Raw genomic sequence first — 17,956 nt, 5'->3', positions numbered from 1 at the left:
GGAGCCTTGTGTGACACCCGCGGGCCGCGGCGCCAGGGCGGGACCCTCAACCCGCCCGGCACCGCAGCCCGGAGTTGCGTCGGCCGAGCGGCCGACCTGAGGACTCCCGGGCGGTCAGGGCAGAGCGCTCCGGGTTCCTCGATCCGCCCTCCTGTGCGGGGAGAGCGGAAGATCGCAGTGCTCGATATTCTGGACTAGACCACTGCTGTCTGTCCACGCTTATGCGCGAATAGGCTAATCCACCGGTGAGGGTAGGCTCACAACGTGCCCTCCATGAACGACCTCGTACGCCAGCACACCGCACTCGACGACTCCGATCTCGAGTGGCTCCACCTGCTGGTCTCGGAGTGGCAGCTGCTCTCCGACCTCTCGTTCGCCGATCTTGTGCTGTGGGTCCCCACCAGCGACGGCACCCGGTATGTCTCCGTGGCCCAGATGCGGCCGAACACCGGGCCCACCTCCTACCAGGACGACATGGTCGGCCATCTCGTGCCCCGCGGCCGCCGCCCCATGCTGGACGCCGCCCTGGACGAGGGCCGGATCGTCCGGGAGGGCGACCCCGAGTGGCGCGAGGAGGTGCCGGTCCGGGTGGAGTCCATCCCGGTCCGGCGGGAGAGCCGGGTCCTCGGCGTGATCGCGCGGAACACCAATCTGCTGACCGTACGGACCCCCAGCCGGCTGGAGCTCACCTATCTCCAGAGCGCGTCCGACCTCGCCCAGATGATCGCCGCGGGATCGTTTCCGTTCCCCAATCAGCAGGTCGACATGGACGCCTCACCGCGCGCGGGCGACGGGCTGATCCGGCTCGACGCGGACGGGGTGGTCCAGTACGCGAGCCCCAACGCGCTCTCCGCCTACCACCGGCTGGGCCTCGCCGCCGATCTCGTCGGCCACCACCTGGGCAAGACCACCGCCGAACTCGCCCCGGTGCGCGGCCCGGTGGACGAGGCGCTGGTCAAACTGGCCAGCGGCTGGGCGCCCCGGGAGTTCGAGGTCGAGGGCGGCGACGGGGTCATCCAGCTGCGAGCCATTCCGCTCAAGCCCAAGGGGCTGCACATCGGCTCGCTGGTGCTGCTGCGGGACGTCACGGAACTGCGTCGCCGCGAGCGCGAGTTGATCACCAAGGACGCCACCATCCGGGAGATCCACCACCGGGTGAAGAACAACCTCCAGACGGTGGCGGCCCTGTTGCGGCTCCAGGCCCGCCGCATGGACTCGGCGCAGGGGCGGGAGGCGCTCAACGAGGCGGTGCGCAGGGTCGGCTCGATCGCGATCGTCCATGAGACCCTCTCGCAGAACCTCGACGAGCGGGTCGAGTTCGACGACATAGCCGACCGGGTGCTGGCGATGGTGGCCGAGATATCGCCCGGAAAGGTGACCGGCCGCCGCACCGGGCGGTTCGGCATCCTCGACGCCGAGGTGGCCACCCCGCTGTCCATGGTCCTCACCGAGGTGCTCCAGAACGCGCTGGAGCACGGCTTCGGACCGGGGGAGCAGGGCACGGTCGAGGTCTCGGCGGTGCGCGGGGGCAGCGGTGAGGAGAGCCGGCTGTCGGTGGTCGTCCAGGACGACGGGCGCGGGCTGCCCGAGGGGTTCGACCCCCAGCGGGCCGGCAACCTCGGGCTTCAGATCGTCCGCACCCTGGTGGAGGGGGAGCTGGGCGGGACGTTCGACATGGTGCCCGCCCCGGAGCGCGGCACCCGGGTGATGCTGGACTTCCCGGTGGGCGCGGAGAAGCACTGAGCGCGTTGCGAGTCCGTGAGCGACCTGTTACCGGAAAGCACTGAGCCCCGGACCCATCTGGTCCGGGGCTCAAAGCTCATGATGCTGTGCGCATGGGGGTTACTACGCGCTGCGGCTCGGGGGCCACGGGGTGCCGGGCTTCAGGCGCTGGCGTTGCGTGCCCGGTTGCGAGCGGCACGGCGCTTCATGGCGCGGCGCTCGTCTTCGCTCATTCCACCCCAGACGCCGGAGTCCTGGCCGGACTCAAGCGCCCACTGCAGGCACTGCTCCATGACGGGGCAGCGGCGGCAGACGGCCTTGGCTTCCTCGATTTGCAGCAGCGCAGGACCGGTGTTGCCGATGGGGAAGAACAGCTCGGGGTCTTCCTCGCGGCAAACGGCGTTGTGACGCCAGTCCATGGCTGCTCCATCTCCTCGTATTGCGGGCTCGTTGCTTGTGAATGTGAACGCTTTCACGAATCCCCCCGCAACGGTAGGGCCGCCGAACCAGTTGGGGCTGGTGCGGTCCTGTGGAATGAGGAGGGGGTTCGGGCTCTCAAGGGGGCCTTTCAGAAGGCCGTCCCGATCGCCAAGAAGAGACTCGCAAACCTCGGCGACGGATACAACCCCTTCCGGAAAGTTTTTTTTGATTCCTTGGTGTCGGCTCGGTCACAGCCGTACTTCCGGTGGGTGGAGTCCAGGGTAAACGTTCGACTGGAAGGACTTTTTGCGGTCTCACTCACACAATCACACGCAGTGCACGGCGTACGCCTGTGAACGTCACGCTCGTACGCAGTCCCAGATGGTCACCGTCCATCTGGAACGGCAGTGGCGCCTGGGATTGCAAGGTGAAGTCCGTCAGATCGTGAAGCGCTACCACATGCTTGCCGCGGGGCCCGCGCTCGGGGGTCGACATCAGCAGCTGGGTCGCGTAGCGGGTCACCGCCGGCGCCGACAGCTTGGCGAGTCCCAGCACGTCGAGGGCGGTGTCGAAGGACGCCTGGGGCGCCGCGTAGACCGGGCGGTTGCCCAGAAAGGTCCACGGGGAGGTGTTGCAGACTATCGACAGCGCGAGCTCCTCGATCGGGTCCTCGCCCGGCCGCCCGATGGTGATGGTGCCCTGCCGCCGGTGCGGCTCCCCCATGAACTGCCGCACCATCTGCCGTATGTAGAGGGCGTGGGTGGACCGCTTGCCGCGCTCGCGCTGCTGCTCCACCCGGCCGATGACGCTCGCGTCGAAGCCGAGCCCGGCGCAGAAGGTGAACCAGCGGGCCGGGACCGACTCGTCCCGGGTGCCGGGCGTGCCGCCCGCGAGCCCGAGGCCCACGGTGCGCTCGGTGCCGTCTCTCAACGCGTCCAGCAGGGCGCCGGTCGCCTCGACGGCGTCGTTGGGCAGCCCGAGGGCGCGGGCGAAGACATTGGTGGAGCCGCCGGGCACGACCGCGAGCCGGGGCAACTCCTGCGGGGCGGGGCCATGGTGCAGCAGTCCGTTGACGACCTCGTTGACGGTGCCGTCGCCGCCGAACGCCACGACCAGTTCATGAGTGCCGCCGTCGACCGCCCGCCGCGCCAGGTCGCGGGCGTGCCCCCGGTACTCCGTGGTCGCCACGTCAAGCTTCAGATCGCTGGCGAGCGCGTGGAACAGAACATCCCGGGTGCGGGCACTGGTGGTGGTTGCTGCCGGATTGACCACGAGGAGTGCGCGCATGCGCGCCAGCCTACCTATCCGGGGCGACCGGCCCCAGGGGGGTAGGGGCCGGGCGCCTCGAGGACGGCTAGGCTGCTGGGGTGAGCAGTAAGAAGTCCGCTACGGGGAAGTCCGCTACGGCGAAGAAGGCGCAGAGGGCCACGGGGCAGGGGCAGAAGGCGACGGCGCGGCCGGACGCCAAGGCCGCCAAGACGGCCAAGGCGGCCGACGCCGCTGGTGCCGCCGCCAACGCCGCGCCCACCGGGCCGCGCCCCGCCCGGCTGACCGCCGCCGCGGTGCTGGCCGCCGCGGAGGGCGTGGTGCTGCTGGGCTTCGGCGTCTACGTACTGATCATGGGGCTGACCGGGGATCCGGAGAGCCCCCAGCAGGCGGAGATGCTCGGGGTCACCGTGCTGGCGCTGGCCCTGCTGCCGCTGCTGGCGGCCCGTGGGCTGTGGCTGCGGCGCCGCTGGAGCCGCGGGCCCGCGACGATCACCCAGCTGATGGCGCTGCCGGTGGCGTGGACGCTGGTGCAGAACGGTGGCGGGCTGATCGCCGCCGGGGTGGCCACCGGCGTCGCGGCCCTCGCCGTCCTGGCGCTGCTGATCAACCCGACGGCGACTGAAGCCCTCGGCATCGGCCCGCGCGACGCATAGCCGTTTGCGCCTCCGGCGGACTGCTCCCCTCCCCGCCCCTCCCCGAACCTGAGGCTCCGCCCCAGCCCCCGCTCCTCAATCGCCGGAGGGGCTGGAGGGTGGGGCTCGGTCCCGGGCCCTGCTCCTCAATCGCCGGAGGGGCTGGAGGGTGGGGCTCGGTCCCGGGCCCTGCTCCTCAATCGCCGGAGGGGCTGGAGGGTGGGGCTCGGTCCCGGGCCCTGCTCCTCAATCGCCGGAGGGGCTGGAAGGCGGGGCTCGGCCCCGGCCCCGTTCCTGAACCGCCGGAGGGCTGGAGGGCGGGGCTCGGCCCCGGGCTCCGCTTCTCAATCGCCGGAGGGGCTGGAAGGCGGGGCTCGGTCCCGGGCCCCGCTTCTCAATCGCCGGAGGGGCTGGAAGGCGGGGCTCGGCCCCGGGCTCCGCTTCTCAATCGCCGGAGGGGCTGGAAGGGGAGGCTCCGCCCCGGACCCCGCTCCTCAAGCGTCGGGGGCTGGGCTCCGCCCTAGGCCTCGGGCCGGGGGCTCGGCCCCTTCCCGTGGCATCGATATGCGGCTCCGCCGCGTGGCACGGGGCTCCGGCCCAGGTCCACGGGGTCCAGGGGCGGAGCCCCTGGTATCGGGAAGGGGCGGGGAGGGGAAAGACGCCCCAGCCCCTGCTCCTCAAACGCCGGAGGGGCCGGAGGGCGGGCTCCGCCCCAGGCCCGGGGTCAGGGGTGGAGCCCCTGCCGCGCGGGGGAGCCGCGTATCGGGTGCTTCGGGAAGGGACGGGGAGGGGAAAGAACCACCGGGCACCCCGTGGCGCGCGCTCGCTACTCCTCGACCAGCAGCTTGTCGCGCAACTGCGCAAGCGTGCGGGCCAGCAGCCGGGAGACATGCATCTGAGAGATGCCGACCTCCTGCGCGATCTGCGACTGCGTCATATTGCCGAAGAAGCGCAGCAGCAGGATCTTCTTCTCGCGCGGCGGCAGATCCTCCAGCAGAGGTTTGAGCGACTCGCGGTACTCGACGCCCTCGAGCGCCTCGTCCTCCGCGCCGAGGGTGTCGGCGACTGCCGGGGACTCGTCGTCCGTGTCCGGGACGTCCAGGGACAGGGTGCTGTAGGCATTGGCGGACTCCAGCCCCTCCAGCACCTCCTCCTCGGAGATGGACAGATGCTGGGCCAGCTCATGGACGGTCGGGGCGCGGCCATGGCGCTGGGAGAGCTCCGCGGTGGCCGTGGTCAGCGACAGCCGCAGCTCCTGGAGCCGGCGCGGCACCCGCACCGCCCAGCCCTTGTCGCGGAAGTGGCGCTTGATCTCGCCCACGACCGTGGGTGTCGCATAGGTGGAGAACTCCACACCGCGGTCCGGATCGAACCGGTCCACGGACTTGATCAGCCCGATGGTGGCGACCTGGGTGAGGTCGTCCAGCGGCTCACCGCGGTTGCGGAAGCGCCGGGCCAGATGCTCCACCAGCGGCAGATGCATACGCACGAGGTTGTTGCGCAGCTCGGCCCGCTCGGCGGAGCCCTCCGGCAGCCGTCGCAGCTCGGCGAACATCGCCCGCGCGCCACTCCGGTCCTGCGGATCGTGCTGCTGATGCACCTGCTCGTGCTGATCCATGTGGTCCGCCCGCTCTGGTCGGTCTCCTGCCGCCTCCGAGTCCGCGGGATGCGGCCGGGCCGGCGGGTGCGGGATGGCCGGGGTACCTACTCCCCGCGATGATGCAGTGCTCACGGAGCCCCCTTGTTCCGTCACGGCTGTCCGGGGCCGGCGCCGCGCTCCTTGTACAGGCTGATGCTGACCGTTCGGTCCTCGGCCACCGTCGAGTCCACCTTGCCCGCCAGCGCGGAGAGCACCGTCCAGGCGAAGGTGTCGCGCTCGGGGGCGCGACCGTCGGTGGTGGGAGCCGAGACGGTCACCTGGAGTGCGTCGTCGATCAAGCGGAAGACGCAGCTCAGCACACTGCCGGACACGGCTTGCTGAAGCAGGATCGCGCACGCCTCGTCGACGGCGATACGCAGATCCTCGATTTCGTCGAGGGTGAAGTCCAAGCGGGCTGCGAGGCCGGCGGTGGCCGTCCGCAGCACCGACAGATAGGCACCCGCAGCGGGCAGCCGGACTTCCACGAAGTCCTGGGTCCCGGGCTCGCCTGCGATCTGGGACACCCTCACCTCCAAGGTGACACAAGCTGATTGAGCTGAGCTGATTGGAGCGTCGGCCCCGAACCCTTATGGTGGAGGGTGATACGGGTCGACGCTGTATGTACTTTGGCTGCGACGCTATCGCGATCTGCGGTTCGGTGTCGCCCGGACGATGCACGGCCCCCATCACGGGTGAACCCCGGCCCACAAGGCCGCGATATCACTCATAGTAAGCACATGAGTACGCAGCGTGGCTAGAGGGTTTGCGGTCTCAATTCGAAAGAGATGTCGCCTCACTCAGGAAATCGCTGGTCACGGCGGTGCCCATGGCCTGAGCGGCCAGCGCTCGCAGCGGCTCTCCCGAGAGCCTGCGCACCGTCCATTCGTCCATCGCCTCCGCGCCGATCGCGGCGTAGAAGCCGATCGCGGGCTCGTTCCAGTCGAGCACCGACCATTCGAAACGGGCATATCCCCGCTCCACGCAGATCCGCGCCAGCTCGGCGAGCAGCGCCTTGCCGTGGCCGCCCCCGCGGGCCCGCGGGGTGACGTACAGGTCCTCCAGATACACGCCATGGGTGCCCGTCCAGGTGGAGAAGTTACGGAACCACAGGGCGAACCCCACCGGACCGGCGGGCTCTCCGGCGCCATCGGTCTCCTCGGCGATCAGCGCGAACACCGCGGGATGCGCCCCGAAGAGCGCCTCGCGCAGCTGCTCCTCGGTGGCCTTCGCCTCCTGCGGAGCCCGCTCGTAGTCCGCCAGCTCGCGGATCATCGCATGGATCGCCGGAACGTCGGACGGCTTCGCTGATCGGATCATGTGGTGAAGGCTAGCGGGCCACACCGACAAACGCGGCAATCGATCTCCGACATTGCGCGGAAAACGCCAAGACCAGGGCGTCCCCGGAGCCGGGACCCACCACACCCCGGCATCACCCTCCGGCGTCTCACCCCACGATGAGCTGATCCATCTCACCCCACGATGAGCTGATCGACGAAGCACCAGCGCCAGTCCTCGCCCTCCTCGAAGCTGCGCATCACCGGATGGCCGGTCTCCTCGAAGTGGCGGGTGGTGTGCTGGTACGGCGAGGAGTCGCAGCAGCCCACATGGCCGCACACCAGACACTTCCGCAGCTGGACGGGGTGGCTGCCGACCGCCAGGCATTCGGGACAGGTGTCGGACCGCGGCTCCGGTTCGGGACGCGGCAGTGCGGGAACATGCGGGCACTCGTTCATGATTGCCAGACTAAAACGCCGCGCAAGCGGAGCACATGGACGACCGTCGGGACGGCCGACGGAGACAGGGCCGGACGATGGACGTATTGCCGTTGTTGATGCTGGTCGCGGGCAGCGCGGTGGTCGCGGGCGCGGCGCGCCGGACCCCGGTGCCCGCCCCCCTGCTGCTGGTCGCGGCCGGGCTCGTCGTCTCGTACCTGCCCGGGGTGCCGGACTACACGCTGGACCCGCATATCGTGCTGCCCCTGGTGCTGCCGCCGCTGCTGCACAGCGCCGCGCTGGACAGCTCGTACCTCGATCTGCGGGCCAATCTGCGGCCGATCGCGCTGCTCTCCGTCGGGTATGTGCTCTTCGCGACGGTCGCGGTCGGCGTGGTCGCCCATCTGCTGATCCCGCAGCTGCCGCTGACCGCTGCCCTCGTGCTGGGCGCGGTGGTGGCGCCGCCGGACGCCGTGGCCGCCACCGCCATCGCCCGCCGGATCGGGCTGCCCTCCCGGCTCACCACGCTCCTCCAGGGCGAGTCCCTGTTCAACGACGCGACCGCGATCACCGCCTATCGGGTGGCGGTGGCCGCGGCGGTGGGGGAGGGCGTCAGCTGGGCCGAGGGACTGCGGGAGTTCGCCTTCGCGGCCATCGGCGGCGTGGTGTTCGGTCTGATCCTGATGGTGCCGCTGCACTGGCTGCGCACCCGGCTGCGGGACCCCCTGCTCCAGAACACCCTCTCGCTGCTCATCCCCTTCGTCGCCTACGCCGTCGCCGAGCAGTTCGAGGCGTCGGGCGTGCTGGCCGTCGTGGTGGTCGGGCTCTACCTCGGACACCACTCCTGGCAGGTCGACTTCGCCACCCGGCTCCAGGAGGCGGCGGTCTGGCGCATGATCGACTTCGTTCTGGAGTCGGCGGTCTTCGCGCTGATCGGGCTGCAACTGAGGGTCGTGGTGGGCGGTCTGGGGGAGTACGGGGCGGCCGAGGCCGCCTGGTACGCGGCCGTCGTCTTCCTGGCCGTGGTGGTCGCCCGCTACGTCTGGGTCTTCCCGTCCACCTTCGTGCCGCGCATGCTCTTCCCCGGGATCCGCGAGCGCGAGCCCGGCACCAACTGGACCGCGCCGGTCATCGTCGGCTGGGCCGGGATGCGCGGTGTGGTCTCGCTGGCCATCGCCTTCTCGATCCCCGAGACCGTGCACGGCGGCGCGCCCTTCCCGGCCCGCAATCTGATCCTTTTCCTCACCTTCACGACCGTCATCGGCACCCTGGTGATCCATGGGCTCACCCTGCCGTCCCTGATCCGGCTGCTCGGGCTGCCCGGCCGCGATCCCCACGCCGAGACCCTCGCCGAGGCGCAGGCGCAGAACACGGCGTCGCTGGCGGCCGAGCGCCGGCTGGCGGAGCTGCTCGCCGATGAGCGCAACGCCCTGCCGTCGCCGCTCGCCGACCGGCTGCGCACGGTGCTTGAGCAGCGCCGCAACGCCGTGTGGGAGCGGCTGGGCGCGGTCAACGAGGTGACCGGGGAGTCGGCGGACGACACGTATCGGAGGCTGGCCCGGGAGATGATCGAGGCCGAGCGGGCGGTGTTCGTGGATCTGCGGGACGCGCGGCGGATCGATGAGGAGATGCTGCGGTCGTTGTTGCGGCGGCTGGATTTGGAGGAGGCGGCGCTGTACCGGGAGGGGGCTACGGAGGAGGGGGCCTGAGCCTTGGCCCCTTCGGGGCCGCCTGTCGTGCCCGTGCCTGTGCCCGGACGGGCGCTACGGGGTGTCCGGCGGTACGCGTATGCCTGCGGCGGGCCACGCGGCGGAGCCGCATATCGATGCTGCCCCCTCCCCGCCCCTTCCCGACACCTGACGATATGCGGCTCCGCCGCGTGGGGGGCTCCGCCCCAGACCCGCTCCTCAAACTCCCCCAGCTACCGCTGGGAGGTGCCCCCTGGAGGGGCTGGAAGGGCAAACGCCGGAGGGGCTGGAAGGCCAAACTCCGGAGGGGCTGGAGGGCGGGGCTCCGCCCCAGACCTCGGGGTCTGGGGCGGAGCCCCAGCTGCGCGCCGGACACTCCGTGGTGAGCGTCCTACTTGAGCTGTTCGCGGATGCGGTCGCGCATCGAGGCCATGGTGAAGCCGCGCGGATCCACCTTGCCGGGCTGCCATTCGAGGTGGCCGATCACCGAGCGCTCGGTCCAGCCGTGATGGCGGCAGACGGCCGCCGCGGCCCGTGCGATCGCGTCCAGCTGGGCCTCGGGCCACGGGTCCTCGCCGTCGCCCAGGTTCTCGCATTCGAAGCCGTAGAAGGCGCGGTTCCCGTCGGTGTTCGCTTCGTTGTCCGAAGGGAGAGCCTTCTCGGCGATCACCGCCCGCAGGACGTCGTCGTCGCCGAGCCCGGCGTGGTTGGCGCGGCCGTAGCCGACCAGATGGACGCCGCCGTCCTTGGCGATCACGCCGTGGCACAGCGGGCCGGGCAGCCCCTCGAAGCCGTCCCGGCAGATCTCCACGGTCTCCTGGGTGCCGGAGGTGACGGTGTGGTGGATCATCACCCCGTGCACCGGGCCCCACGGCCCCTTGTGGTTCCGGTTGTGGTGCCGCCAGTCGCCGACCTGCGTCACCCGTAAGCCCTCGTTCGTCAGCGCCGCCAGGAAGTCCCCCGCGGACATGGGTGAGGCCATGCCCCGCCTCCGTTCTGGTCCTGAGGCGGGCCCCGGTCGCGGTCCGCCTCGTTCACCCGCTTGCTTACCCGCCGCACATCCATAAACACATGGGGTGATGAATGGTGGGGGGCGCGTTATCGTGCGGACCGGCTCATCCGTACGACCTCGCAACAGGAGACGCACCGCACCATGGACTACCAGGCAGTGCTGGAGGAGGTCGCGGCCCATGTGGAGCCGCAGATCGGCCGGGGTCGGGTGGCCCAGTACATCCCGGCGCTCGCCTCGGTGGACGCGGACCGCTTCGGGATCGCCCTCGCCGACGTGGACGGCCGGGTCACCGGGGTCGGCGACTGGGAGCGGCCCTTCTCGATGCAGTCCATCTCCAAGGCGTTCAGCCTCGCGCTCGTCCTCGCCGACGACGGCGAGAAGCTGTGGCGGCGGGTCGGCCGGGAGCCCTCGGGCAACCCCTTCAACTCCCTGGTGCAGCTGGAGTACGAGCACGGCATCCCGCGTAATCCGTTCATCAACGCCGGGGCGCTCGTCGTCACGGACCGGCTGCACACCCTTACCGGTGACGCCAGCACGACCATGCTGGACTTCCTGCGGGCCGAGAGCGGCAATCCGGACCTCGCCTTCGACCAGGAGGTCGCCGCCTCCGAGACCGCCCATGGCGACCGTAATGCCGCCCTAGCCCACTTCATGGCCGGATACGGCAATCTCGACAACCCCGTGCCGACCGTCCTCGAGCACTACTTCTGGCAGTGCTCGATCGAGATGAGCTGCCGCGACCTCGCTCTGGCCGGCGGCTTCCTCGCCCGCCACGGGCTGCGCGCGGACGGCTCCCGGCTGCTGTCGAGCAGCGAGGCGAAGCGGGTCAACGCGGTGATGCTCACGTGCGGTACGTATGACGCGGCGGGCGACTTCGCCTATCGCGTCGGGCTGCCCGGGAAGAGCGGGGTCGGCGGTGGCATCGTCGCGGTGGTGCCCGGCCGCTGCACGCTGTGCGTCTGGAGCCCTGGCCTCGACGCGCGCGGGAACTCGGTGGCGGGGCTGGCTGCGCTGGACCACTTCACCACGCTGACCGGCTGGTCCGTCTTCTAGGGCCGTCGGGCGGACCGCGCCGCCTGCGGCGGGCTGTCCCCTCCCCGCCCCTTCCCAAAACCGGGGCTCCGCCCCGGGCCCCGATGCTGGGGCTGCGCCCCAGGCCTCGAAGCCGGGGGCTGCACTCCGGGCCCCGCACCGGGGCTGTGCCCCGGACCCCGGTGCTGGGGCTGTGCCTGGGCCTCCATACCGGGGCTCCGCCTAGACCCCGCACCGGGGTTGCGCCCTGGGCCTCGATACCGGGCTGTGCCCGGGGCCCGATACCGGGGCTGCGCTCCGGGCCTCGGTGCTGGGGCTGTCCTGGGCCTCGATACCGGGGTTCCGCCCTAAGACCCCGCACCGGGGTTGTGCCCCGGGCCCCGATGCTAGGGCTGCGCTCCGGGCCCCGGTACCGGGCTGTGCCCCGGGTCTCGGTGCTGGGGCTGTGCCCCGGGCCCTGATACCGGGCTGGGTGCCAGCCGCGGACCGGGGCTTCGCCCCTTCCCGTGGCATCGATATGCGGGTCCGCCCCGGGCGCCGGGGTCCAGGGGCGGAGCCCCTGGTATCGGGAAGGGGCGGGGAGGGGAAAGCCTCGATATGCGGTTGCCGCGTGATCCGCCGGACACCCCGCACCGCGGGCGCATGGCTCCGGCACGGGCGTGCGGACGAGTGTGGGCACGGACGCGTGGGCGCCCGGGCGCGGCGGTGGCGCTTCGGTGGGGGTGGCGCGTGGCGTGGCGTGGCGGGAGCATGGAGGGGAGTGGTGGTGAGCAGGAGGTGTACCGCCATGCAGCACGAGATGCGCGCCGAATACGAGGAGGGCAGCTCGGGGCGGGTCGCGGGCGCGCCGGTCAAGATCTGGCACATGGTCCGCGGGAACGGAACGACCGCGATGTGCGGGCGGGAGCTGGACCCGGACGCCGAGACCCAGGCCGCCGACCTGTGGGCCACGGGTGACGCGGGGCCCTTCTGCCACTCCTGCGGCGCGATGTATCTGCGCGAGGTCCCTTGAGCGCCTCGAGCGAGTACCGGGAGCGGAGTGCGCTGATCGGCCACGGCGCCGTGGTGTGGACCCGTACGGCCGGCATCGGGCCGCAGCGGGTGCTCCCCGACGGCTGCACGGATCTGATCTGGAGCGAGGCGGGACCGGGACCGGACGGAGAGCTGCTGGTCGCCGGGCCGGATACCCGCGCGCATCTGGCCCCAGGCGCGCCGGGCACCCGGGCTGTGGGGCTGCGGTTCGCGCCCGGCACGGGCCCCGCCGTGCTGGGCGTACCGGCACATGAGCTCCGCGATCAGCGGGTGCCCTTGGCCGCGCTCTGGCCAGGCGCGGAGGTCCGGCGGCTGGCCGAGCGGATCGCCACCGGGCAGACGGCCGCGGGCCGCCTTCTGGAGGAGGCGGCCCTCGGACGGCTGCGGACGGCGGAGCCCCCCGATCCGGTGCTCGCCGCGATCGTCGCGGGGGTCTCGCGCGGCACCGGCGTGGCCGGGATCGCCGCCGCCGTGGGCCTGGGGGAGCGGCAACTGCACCGCCGCTCCCTCGCCGCGTTCGGCTACGGCCCCAAGACGCTGGGCCGGGTGCTCCGGCTGAACCGGGCCCTGGACCTCGCGCGCACCGGCTTCCCCTTCGCGGAGGTCGCGGCCACGGCGGGCTACGCGGACCAGGCCCACCTCGCCCGCGACGTCAGGGCGCTGGCGGGAGTGCCCCTGGGACGTCTGCTGCGGGGGTCAGGAGGGTAGCGGGGCGAACAAGTCGATGCCGTTGTTGTCGGGGTCGAGGACCGTGGCGTAGCGCTGGCCCCAGGGCGCGTCCCACGGCTCCAGCTTGCCGCGTACCCCCGCCCCGACGAGATCCTGGTAGGTCTTGTCCACGTCGGCCGGGCTGTCGCAGGCGAAGGCGAGCCCCACCTGGTGGGAGCCGCTCGGCGGCGTCCACTCCGGGTCGAAGGAGCGCACCGTCGCGACGGTGTCCCACATCAGCCGCGTGCCGCCGGGCAGGGCGGCCTCGACGTGGGGCTGGGTGTCGGCGTCGGCGGGGATGTCGAGGCCGAGGCGGCGGTAGAAGGCGAGGGAGGCGGCCATGTCGGCGACGACCAGGCCGATGGCGTCGAATCGTGCTGTCATACGGGCAGCGTAGGGAGCGCCCGGGCGGCCGGTCTTGAACGAATCGGACGTCGAGGCCGGATGTCGAGGCCGGACGTCGAGGCCGGGATCGCCGACGGCGTCACGGGCAGTGGATGACCTGGCCCGCGTACGACAGGTTGCCGCCGAAGCCGAAGAGCAGCACCGGGGCGCCGGAGGGCACCTCGCCGCGCTCGACCAGCTTGGAGAGGGCGAGCGGAATGCTGGCCGCCGAGGTGTTGCCGGACTCCACCACATCGCGGGCGATCACCGCGTTGACGGCGCCCAGCTTGCGCGCGACCGGTTCGATGATCCGCAGATTGGCCTGGTGCAGTACGACACCGGCCAGGTCCTCCGGGGAGAGCCCGGCCCGTTCGCACACCTCCCGCGCGATCGGCGGCAGACGGGTGGTGGCCCAGCGGTAGACCGTCTGGCCCTCCTGCGCGAACCGGGGCGGCGTGCCCTCGATACGGACCGCGCCGCCCATCTCCGGTACCGAGCCCCACACCACCGGGCCGACGCCGGGCCGCTCGGCGGCCACCACCACGGCCGCGCCCGCGCCGTCGCCGGTCAGTACGCAGGTGGAGCGGTCGGTCCAGTCGGTGGCCGCGCTGAACTTCTCCGCGCCGATCACCAGGGCCGCGGTGGCCGCCCCGGCCCGGATGGTGTGGTCGGCGGTGGCGAGGGCGTGGGTGAAGCCGGCGCACACCACATTGAGGTCCATGGTGGCGGGGTGGGCCAGCCCGAGCCGGGCGGCGACCCGGGCCGCCATATTGGGGCTGCGGTCGATCGCCGTGCAGGTGGCGACGAGCACGAGGTCGATGTCGGCGGGGGCGAGCCCGCTGTTGGCCAGCGCCTTGGCGGCCGCCGCCGCGGCCATCTCGTCGACCGTCTCGTCTGCGCGGGCGAGATGGCGGGTGCGGATGCCGACCCGGCTGCGGATCCACTCGTCGCTGGTGTCGACCATGGCCGCGAGGTCGTCGTTGCCGAGCACCTTCGCGGGCTGGTAGTGGCCGAGCGCCAGTACGTGCGAGCCGGTCATCGGTCATCCCCTTCGCGCCAGTGTCGACGTATCCGCGCAATTTTGCGGAGATCTCGACGGACAGTCTGCGGTGTGTCCAGTCTTGAGCGGAGCAGACCTGCCGTGCGCTCGGGTTACTCACCAATCTTGGGCGCCAAGATCTGGAGTTCCCGGCCTTTCCCCGGCGGGTGCCGAGGGTCGTGGCGGAAGGGGATGCCCTCTGACCGTGGCTCAGAAGAGCCGACTCAGGGCAGTCGGTTCAGGACAGCTGGCCGTCGTAGTCCGGGAGCTTGAAGGACTTCTCGGCGTGGCCACCGCTGATGTCGGTGGGGCTGTTGCCGATGTTGGCGATGATCGTGTAGCCGTTCTTCTCGATCTCCGCTCGCTTGGCGGTCTTGTACTCCGCCACGTCCTGGAAGAGGTCCGGCAGATGGCGTACGTACAGACCGGCGACCGAATAGCCGACCTTCTCCAGGTTGTACTCGGTCGGCAGGTAGATGATGCCGGGGCGCGCGGTGACGAAGAAGATGGCCACACCGCGGTCGTGGGCGTACTGGGCGAGCTTCAGCACCGGCCCGACGGCGGGCTGGGGGAAGCTGAACCCGAAGTCCGTCTCCAGCGAGGTGTTGTCGATGTCCAGGACGATGGCCTGCTTCTCGCCCGAGGGGTCGGTGGTGCGCTCCTCGATGTACGGGCGGGCCTGCTCGTCGATGATGGCGCGAACGTCACGCTGCCAGGTCTCGTAGTCGACCTCCTCGGCGGCGGTGGCGCTCGAGGGTGCCGCCGTGGCTGCCGCGGCCGCCGTGGTGGGGGTGGTGGCGGTGGGGGCGTCGGCGCCGGGCGTGGCGGCGGTCGCCGTGGTGGCCGTTCCGCCGACGCCGATGGCGAGGGCGACGACCGCCGTCGTCATGCCGAGCCGCCGTGATCGCACGCGTCCTGCTGTCATCGGTCACTTCCTTCGCGTCGAGGCGATTGCCGGATGGCATGCTCACGGCTGCCGGTGGACATGAGAAGGCCTCTGCTTTACCGGCGAGTAACGGTTCGCGACCGAGAGGCTCAAATACGCCAACGACACGTGCCGGGCCGTTCGTTGACTGGTCAGCCGGTAGATGGGTATGTCATCTACTGAAGGGCCGGCCTGGACCCCGGCGATGACCGGCGTGGCTGCGGGCTCCGGTGTCGCGCGCCTCCACCAGGTCAAGGAGGCTTGCATGTTCGATGATCGGCCCGCCTTCGGCGTCCGAGTCCAGGTGCTCGGCGGCGTCACTGTCGCCGAGATCGCGGGAGAGCTGGACATCTTCGCCGCGGGGCGGATCGTGGCTCGGCTCGATTCCCTCGTTCAGGTGCGGTGTCCGGATCTGGTCCTGGACCTACGGCCGGTCACCTTCCTGGACTGCGCCGGATTGTCGTTACTGTGCCGATTGCGTAATCGGGTGCTGGAGCGGGACGGGCGGCTGCGGCTCGTCATCGCCGATCCGCGCTTTCTGCGGCTGCTGCGCACGGTCCGGCTGGACGACGCCTTCGAAGTACTGGAAGAGCTGACTCCGGCGATCGCGGGTGCGGCGGGCGCGGCGGGTCCGGTGGCCGGAGGGGGCGGTGACGCCTTCACGTAGGCCGTATCTGACCAAGTGTCAATAGTAAGAAACGAAATTCACTCGGACGAGCGGTCTTTATCGGCGGAATGCTGCGTCCCTCCCTCTGTAACCGGGGGTCACCCCCTTACGCTCGCGAGACGTCGCCTGGGGACCCGGCGGATTTCGCACCCGATGCCCGACCCTGCCCGCTTCCGGGACCTGACGAAGGTGAGAGGGGGCAGTGTGCCGTTCCGAGGGGATATCGCGATGACGCAGCAAGGCGCTCCCCGTGATGCGCCGGTGCCGCTGGATCGCGGTGCCCAGGACGCCGCGCGGGAGCCCGTGAGCGGGGGTCCGGGCCGATCCGATGATGTCGTCGCCCGGGCCCGTACGCACCGGGTCGGCGGGTACACCGTCGTGGAGCTCCACGGTGAGATCGACATCGCCGGGGTGGGCAGCGTGGGGCCGGCGCTGGACGCGGCCACGGCCGGGGACCGGCCCGCGGTGATCGTGGACTTACGCCCGACCGCCTTCTTCGACTGCTCGGGCCTGGGGCTGCTGTGCCGGGCCCATCGGCGTGTCCGGGAGCGGGGTGGGCGGATGCGGCTGGTCTGCGACGATGCGTTGATTCTCCGAACGATTCGGGCGGGGCGGATGCTGGATGTGCTTGAGCCGGTGGCCACGATGGGTGAGGCGCTGGGCGAGGAGGGCTAGGGGCGGCGGGCCGTCGCGCCTGCGGCGGGCCGTTCCCCTCCCCGCCCCTTCCCGAAACCGGGGCCCCGCCCCGGGCCCCGGATCGGCTATAGGTGGCTGCCGGGCTCAGGGGTGGTGGTTCTGGGGTGGGGGTGGGGGCGTTCGATGGGGCCGGTGCTGGCGTCCGCGGCTCCAGGCGCGGTGGCGGGGGCGCCCGCCGCCCGGGAGGGTCTCGTGGCTCTCGGGGGACATGCGGTTGCCGTTCTGGACATTGGTCCGGTGGATCAGCAGGGCGCCCACGGCGATCAGCGCGAGGATGACGACCACGGTGATCAGGGTCTCCATGGTGCTCACTCCCTGGGACCGGGGCCCACAGCTGGAGGGAATCCGGCCGGTTTGTGCGAAATGCTCCTGGTGTCTATACGGTACCTCCGGCCGGAGGCGGCGTCGCTTCTCGTGTGCGGCGGCCCCGGAGCCCGCGTGCGCCGATACCGCGTCCGCACACGCCGAGCGCCCGCACCCGGCGTCGGGAACCGGGTGCGGGCGGTCAGGCCCTGATCCAGCGGATCAGTGGGTTCGGCGGGCTCAGCGGCCCAAGCGGCGTCAGTGGCTCTTGGCCAGCTGCTTCTCGAGCTTGGCCAGGCCATTGGCCCAGAGCTGGTTGACGCGGTTGATCTCGGCCTGGTTCGGCTGCGAGTTGGTGCAGGACGTGCCGGGGCCGCCGCCGGACATCAGCTCGCTGCACGGACCCGAGTAGTGGTCCGGAAGCCCCAGCACATGGCCGGTCTCGTGCGCGGTGACCCGGGTCGAGTCGTACTGCTGGTTCTGGGCGTAGTCCAGGAAGACATAGCCGCTGCCGTGCCCGTCGGTGCTCGCGTACGAGCCCCGGGGGTCATTGCCCTCGCGGTAGGTGAAGTCCGGGCTGCCGCCCTCCTGGAGCTTCACGTTGCTCACCGCGGAGTTCCAGATCTGGGTGGAGCGGGCTATCACCGACTTGAAGGTCGGGGCCTGGCTCGCGCTGTAGGTCACGGTGACGGCCGCGGTCGCGCTGCGCGCCTTGGCCCGCTTCTCCAGCGCCGACTTCATGACGGCCTTGATGAAGGCGTCGGTGTCGGCCCGCTCCTCGCCGCTCGCCGTATAGGCGGCGGCAGCGGCACCGCGCTGGGCCGTGGAGTGGTCGGGCGTGGCCGCGGACGCGGGCATGGCGGACAGGGACACCGCCAGGCCGAGGCCGATGGTCGCGGACAGCGCCAGTTTGGGGAGTGACATGTGGGGGACTCCTCATCGTCCTCGGGCCCCGGTCGCCGTGTGGGGTGGCGGCCGGGGCCGTGGGATGAACTCTTGGCTGACGCAGAGTCTTGAGGAGAACCAGCCGTACGCGGAGATATCAACCGGTGATAGGACGAGGGCATATCCCCCGC

The 17,956-nt window shown here is 71.2% G+C and carries 20 protein-coding genes; 8 read left to right on the top strand and 12 right to left on the bottom strand.

Annotation, left to right across the window (positions count from 1 at the left end; translation table 11 throughout):
• Positions 1-273 precede the first annotated feature (273 nt).
• Positions 274-1,743, top strand: coding sequence for a sensor histidine kinase (locus ACT2CW_RS11660; protein ID WP_138915925.1), 1,470 nt, complete (start codon positions 274-276; stop codon positions 1,741-1,743).
• A gap of 140 nt (positions 1,744-1,883) precedes the next feature.
• On the opposite strand, the gene ACT2CW_RS11655 is transcribed toward ACT2CW_RS11660, so the two are convergent.
• Together ACT2CW_RS11655 and ACT2CW_RS11650 are read right to left on the bottom strand one after the other, a co-directional pair.
• A complete protein-coding gene (locus tag ACT2CW_RS11655; RefSeq protein ID WP_014054815.1) occupies positions 1,884-2,141 on the bottom strand; it encodes a WhiB family transcriptional regulator in 258 nt (85 codons plus the stop codon).
• A gap of 319 nt (positions 2,142-2,460) precedes the next feature.
• Positions 2,461-3,429: a diacylglycerol/lipid kinase family protein gene (locus ACT2CW_RS11650; protein ID WP_086879181.1), complete on the bottom strand. Its 969-nt coding sequence runs from the start codon at positions 3,427-3,429 to the stop codon at positions 2,461-2,463.
• Positions 3,430-3,509: 80 nt separating this feature from the next.
• On the opposite strand from ACT2CW_RS11650, the gene ACT2CW_RS11645 reads away from it, so the two are divergent.
• Positions 3,510-4,064 carry a hypothetical protein gene (locus ACT2CW_RS11645; protein WP_445516480.1) on the top strand — a complete coding sequence of 185 codons (555 nt, stop codon included), beginning with the start codon at positions 3,510-3,512 and terminating at the stop codon, positions 4,062-4,064.
• An 805-nt stretch (positions 4,065-4,869) separates the two neighbouring features.
• Here the strand turns inward: ACT2CW_RS11645 and ACT2CW_RS11640 are convergent.
• The 4 genes from ACT2CW_RS11640 to ACT2CW_RS11625 all read right to left on the bottom strand — a co-directional run bounded on the left by ACT2CW_RS11640 (position 4,870) and on the right by ACT2CW_RS11625 (position 7,415).
• A complete protein-coding gene (locus ACT2CW_RS11640) occupies positions 4,870-5,775 on the bottom strand; it encodes an RNA polymerase sigma factor SigF (protein WP_086886059.1) in 906 nt (301 codons plus the stop codon).
• A gap of 17 nt (positions 5,776-5,792) precedes the next feature.
• Positions 5,793-6,206, bottom strand: coding sequence for an anti-sigma regulatory factor (locus ACT2CW_RS11635; RefSeq protein ID WP_014054819.1), 414 nt, complete (start codon positions 6,204-6,206; stop codon positions 5,793-5,795).
• Positions 6,207-6,453: 247 nt separating this feature from the next.
• Positions 6,454-6,999, bottom strand: coding sequence for a GNAT family N-acetyltransferase (locus ACT2CW_RS11630; RefSeq protein ID WP_445516479.1), 546 nt, complete (start codon positions 6,997-6,999; stop codon positions 6,454-6,456).
• A gap of 152 nt (positions 7,000-7,151) precedes the next feature.
• Complete coding sequence (locus ACT2CW_RS11625; RefSeq protein WP_086886057.1) at positions 7,152-7,415, bottom strand: UBP-type zinc finger domain-containing protein; 264 nt, start codon at positions 7,413-7,415, stop codon at positions 7,152-7,154.
• Positions 7,416-7,492: 77 nt separating this feature from the next.
• On the opposite strand from ACT2CW_RS11625, the gene ACT2CW_RS11620 reads away from it, so the two are divergent.
• Positions 7,493-9,103: a Na+/H+ antiporter gene (locus ACT2CW_RS11620; RefSeq protein ID WP_445516478.1), complete on the top strand. Its 1,611-nt coding sequence runs from the start codon at positions 7,493-7,495 to the stop codon at positions 9,101-9,103.
• A gap of 370 nt (positions 9,104-9,473) precedes the next feature.
• Here the strand turns inward: ACT2CW_RS11620 and ACT2CW_RS11615 are convergent, their stop codons facing one another.
• The gene (locus ACT2CW_RS11615; protein ID WP_182469996.1) at positions 9,474-10,064 is read right to left on the bottom strand and encodes an N-acetylmuramoyl-L-alanine amidase; all 591 of its coding nucleotides are present in this window, start codon (positions 10,062-10,064) and stop codon (positions 9,474-9,476) included.
• A 171-nt stretch (positions 10,065-10,235) separates the two neighbouring features.
• Between ACT2CW_RS11615 and ACT2CW_RS11610 the strand changes: the two genes are divergently transcribed.
• The 3 genes from ACT2CW_RS11610 to ACT2CW_RS11600 all read left to right on the top strand — a co-directional run bounded on the left by ACT2CW_RS11610 (position 10,236) and on the right by ACT2CW_RS11600 (position 12,866).
• Positions 10,236-11,147 (top strand): glutaminase, encoded by a 912-nt coding sequence (locus ACT2CW_RS11610; RefSeq protein ID WP_445516477.1) that lies wholly within the window; start codon positions 10,236-10,238, stop codon positions 11,145-11,147.
• A gap of 766 nt (positions 11,148-11,913) precedes the next feature.
• The gene (locus ACT2CW_RS11605; protein WP_020868512.1) at positions 11,914-12,138 is read left to right on the top strand and encodes a hypothetical protein; all 225 of its coding nucleotides are present in this window, start codon (positions 11,914-11,916) and stop codon (positions 12,136-12,138) included.
• Positions 12,135-12,866 carry a helix-turn-helix domain-containing protein gene (locus tag ACT2CW_RS11600; RefSeq protein ID WP_445516476.1) on the top strand — a complete coding sequence of 244 codons (732 nt, stop codon included), beginning with the start codon at positions 12,135-12,137 and terminating at the stop codon, positions 12,864-12,866. Before ACT2CW_RS11605 ends, ACT2CW_RS11600 begins: the two co-directional genes overlap by 4 nt.
• Here ACT2CW_RS11600 and ACT2CW_RS11595 read toward each other — a convergent pair.
• From ACT2CW_RS11595 to ACT2CW_RS11585, 3 genes are all read right to left on the bottom strand, one after another.
• Entirely contained in the window at positions 12,855-13,250 is a 396-nt protein-coding gene (locus ACT2CW_RS11595; protein ID WP_138913878.1) for a VOC family protein, read from the bottom strand. The genes ACT2CW_RS11600 and ACT2CW_RS11595 overlap by 12 nt on opposite strands.
• A 100-nt stretch (positions 13,251-13,350) precedes the next feature.
• Complete coding sequence (locus tag ACT2CW_RS11590; protein WP_164428228.1) at positions 13,351-14,289, bottom strand: beta-ketoacyl-ACP synthase III; 939 nt, start codon at positions 14,287-14,289, stop codon at positions 13,351-13,353.
• A gap of 238 nt (positions 14,290-14,527) precedes the next feature.
• On the bottom strand, positions 14,528-15,214 hold the full coding sequence (locus tag ACT2CW_RS11585; protein WP_445516475.1) for an HAD family acid phosphatase: 687 nt from the start codon (positions 15,212-15,214) through the stop codon (positions 14,528-14,530).
• A gap of 265 nt (positions 15,215-15,479) precedes the next feature.
• Between ACT2CW_RS11585 and ACT2CW_RS11580 the strand changes: the two genes are divergently transcribed.
• Positions 15,480-15,881: an STAS domain-containing protein gene (locus ACT2CW_RS11580; protein ID WP_445516474.1), complete on the top strand. Its 402-nt coding sequence runs from the start codon at positions 15,480-15,482 to the stop codon at positions 15,879-15,881.
• Positions 15,882-16,109: 228 nt separating this feature from the next.
• The gene (locus ACT2CW_RS11575; protein WP_445516473.1) at positions 16,110-16,556 is read left to right on the top strand and encodes an STAS domain-containing protein; all 447 of its coding nucleotides are present in this window, start codon (positions 16,110-16,112) and stop codon (positions 16,554-16,556) included.
• Positions 16,557-16,661: 105 nt separating this feature from the next.
• Here the strand turns inward: ACT2CW_RS11575 and ACT2CW_RS11570 are convergent, their stop codons facing one another.
• Positions 16,662-16,880, bottom strand: coding sequence for a hypothetical protein (locus ACT2CW_RS11570; protein ID WP_164428220.1), 219 nt, complete (start codon positions 16,878-16,880; stop codon positions 16,662-16,664).
• A gap of 258 nt (positions 16,881-17,138) precedes the next feature.
• Complete coding sequence (gene snpA, locus ACT2CW_RS11565; protein ID WP_164428217.1) at positions 17,139-17,804, bottom strand: snapalysin; 666 nt, start codon at positions 17,802-17,804, stop codon at positions 17,139-17,141.
• Positions 17,805-17,956 lie beyond the last annotated feature (152 nt).

The sequence above is a fragment of the Streptomyces sp. NEAU-174 genome (assembly GCF_052665095.1).
This window is presented reverse-complemented; position numbering and strand designations above follow the sequence as displayed.